The sequence below is a fragment of the Pseudoalteromonas aurantia genome (assembly GCF_005886875.1).
In the GTDB taxonomy this organism is placed as follows: domain Bacteria; phylum Pseudomonadota; class Gammaproteobacteria; order Enterobacterales; family Alteromonadaceae; genus Pseudoalteromonas; species Pseudoalteromonas aurantia_A.
In genome coordinates this window covers 1-2,556 of the sequence record NZ_PNBY01000155.1, presented here as the reverse complement: position 1 = coordinate 2,556, position 2,556 = coordinate 1, and the positions used below count along the sequence as shown (strand labels likewise).

Here is a 2,556-nt window from a genome sequence, read left to right as displayed (position 1 = left end):
TAAATGCTTAAATGCTTAAAAGCGCTAAAAACTCGCTCGTTCTCATCCAATTTTATTTGAGCTGCTAGCATAGGCGGGGTAAGATACAAATAGAAACAAGATCTATTTGTGTAGGTAACAAATATGAGTGGTTTACATAAGCTAGAAGTAAAACAATTGCGCATATTAAGCGAGCTGCTTGCGCTTCAAAACTTAAGTAAAGTGGCGCATAAGGTTGGCTTAACCCAGCAAGCTATCAGTGAACAGTTAAAAAAACTAAGAGATATTCTAGACGACCGCTTATTTGTTCGACAGGGTAACAAAATGGTACCAACTCCCAGAGCACAAGCGCTAGAAGCCCCTATAGCTGACGTACTGATTAAGCTCGAGGACATTGTTAAGCCTGAGCATTTTGAGCCCGCAACCTACCAAGGTGTATTTTCTATCAGTGCAACCGACTACACCACTCAGGCTCTGCTGCCAGAATTGCTAAGTATCGTCAGAGCGCAAGCACCACAACTAAAACTCATAGTTCAGGACTTTGCAACTGACAACGCAAGTGAGTTAATGAGTTCAGCAAAGCTAGATTTACTGATCAGCTTTCCTGATTTTATTCCAGATGATCTACCTTATGAGTTATTATTTATAGAACAACACTTGTGCGTGGCAAGCAAAAACACGTCTCTAGGCCAAAAAGTATTGAGCATCTCCGATATCGCCAAACAACCCCAGTTGGTGGTCTCACCATCAAGAGCAAACCTTAAAGGTTCTCACGATCAATGGTTTGCGAATGTTGGCCTAAAAAGAAACATCGTTATGTCTGTCCCTAATTTTTCATCCGTGCCAGACCTCTTATGTTCCACCGACTTAATTGCGTTTTTCCCCTCTAAATTACTACCGAACGACAAAGTCTCGATATTGAAAGTCGAAGACCTGCCACCCCCTTTTGAAGTCATTGTTGCATGGCATCCTCGCAGTAACCAAAGTAAAATTCATCAATGGATCGTAGAAAAATTACGCTTCGTCTGCAATAAATCAAACGTAGAATACTAAATTAACCCCATAACAAATTGGCGAAGATTACCATAAAAACGAAGAAACATTTTAAGTTGACTCCCTTAATTTTCCGCCTTGTGAAGTCTTTATGAAAGCTTGCTCGTCCTCTCTCTACTGGGGCAGAGTATGCTAGCGGGAAAGAACGGTGACGCGTAACGGAACAAACGAGCATTGACACCCATTTAAAATTATTGCCAGCCTTAAAAAATACCTATGAGATATTGTCGAGTTCTCAAAATTGAACGGATAATATGCGCTTTACACTGAAAGAGATAGCGAAATTGCACGACTCAGTGCTAAAGAAACACGCCTAATCCACCGTTAGTTATTAAGGCTTATTGAAGGCGTTAGCTGATCACTCTAAACGTTAAGCCCAGAAATCACTTATCTTTTAAGCTGAATTTAAAAGATAAGTAATGAATGAAAAACAGTCAATTTGGGGTGGGCAGTCAATTTGGGGGGGGCTTTGTAAATTTATTCATCACGTCCTGCATATTTTATTTATTTGTAATCACAAATTCATGGAAGCCTTCGGTCTCAGGTGGTTCAACTTTCAATACATTCACAATCGGTAATTTCGCAAAAAGTCTGTCCCAAAACTTTAATGCTTCGCGGTCATTTTTATAAACGGCTACATGCCAATTTGATGAGTTATTTAACATTAACTGGCGAACAGCATGCATAGCGATACCTTTTGATCGGTACTTAGGTAGGATAAAAATATCAGACAGCTCAGGCATTTCACGCTCTAATATTTCTGTTGGCTCTACAGTCACGAAACCTGCTAGATTGTTCTCAACAACAATTAAGTAAGCGTCACAGTCTTCGTCACCCGTAGCGACATCTTTTAGGTATTCTTCATCAATATCAAATCTGCCTGAACTATCGATGTCTTCGTTATCAAAATTGCTTTGATGGTATTGATAAAATTGCCAAAGCATTGAAAATGCTGGCAAATATTTTTTTGTTAATTTTCGGAGTGCTATGTTCATTTTTATCTCTAACTACTTAGTATTTATGCAGCACGTTGTTTGTGCTGCATAATTGCTTGCTGGATTGAGCCGCTACCTGCTCGGTGTGTCAGAGTTGGTGTTATTTATGCTATGGGAATTTGCTTTTAGTGGCGTAAGGTGTCTCGAGCCTATTTTATCAGCTTGTCTTTCGTGCTTAAGCCATCCCTGCATTACTCAATACGTTTTATCGTGCCATTAGAGCTAATTTTCGCTGATCTATCAATGATATTTTCACTGCGTATGCACTTTTCTAGCCCGAACACTTAAGCAGGTTAATCCGTTGATTTAATTAAGTAAGCTCTGCTGCTAGCTTGTTCGTGCTAATTTCATGGTCTCTTCACTTGAATTAACCACTTCGTTAATTCGTAAAAACCCTATTTTGCACGTCAATTTTGGCTGGGTGTCAGTTAAAATTTTGCCACCATGCTTGGCTATAATTGGTGAGGCACGAACCTAGCCAAGCTTTATTAGTCCATGCGTTGATGCGTTTGTTGAACGAAGCCGCTAA

The 2,556-nt window shown here is 39.8% G+C and carries 2 protein-coding genes; one reads left to right on the top strand and one right to left on the bottom strand.

From position 1 onward, the window contains the following. Nucleotides 1–123: 123 nt before the first annotated feature. Nucleotides 124–1,032 carry a LysR family transcriptional regulator gene (locus tag CWC18_RS20155; RefSeq protein ID WP_138593494.1) on the top strand — a complete coding sequence of 303 codons (909 nt, stop codon included), beginning with the start codon at nt 124–126 and terminating at the stop codon, nt 1,030–1,032. A gap of 500 nt (nt 1,033–1,532) precedes the next feature. Here the strand turns inward: CWC18_RS20155 and CWC18_RS20150 are convergent, their stop codons facing one another. Next, nucleotides 1,533–2,027, bottom strand: a complete 495-nt coding sequence (locus tag CWC18_RS20150) for a GNAT family N-acetyltransferase (RefSeq protein ID WP_138675984.1) — start codon at nt 2,025–2,027, stop codon at nt 1,533–1,535. Nucleotides 2,028–2,556 lie beyond the last annotated feature (529 nt).

Bases quoted from the DNA above. Each gene is read 5' to 3' on its own strand.
- CWC18_RS20150 (WP_138675984.1), bottom strand. From the start codon at position 2,027: ATGAACATAGCACTCCGAAAATTAACAAAAAAATATTTGCCAGCATTT.
- CWC18_RS20155 (WP_138593494.1), top strand. From the start codon at position 124: ATGAGTGGTTTACATAAGCTAGAAGTAAAACAATTGCGCATATTAAGC.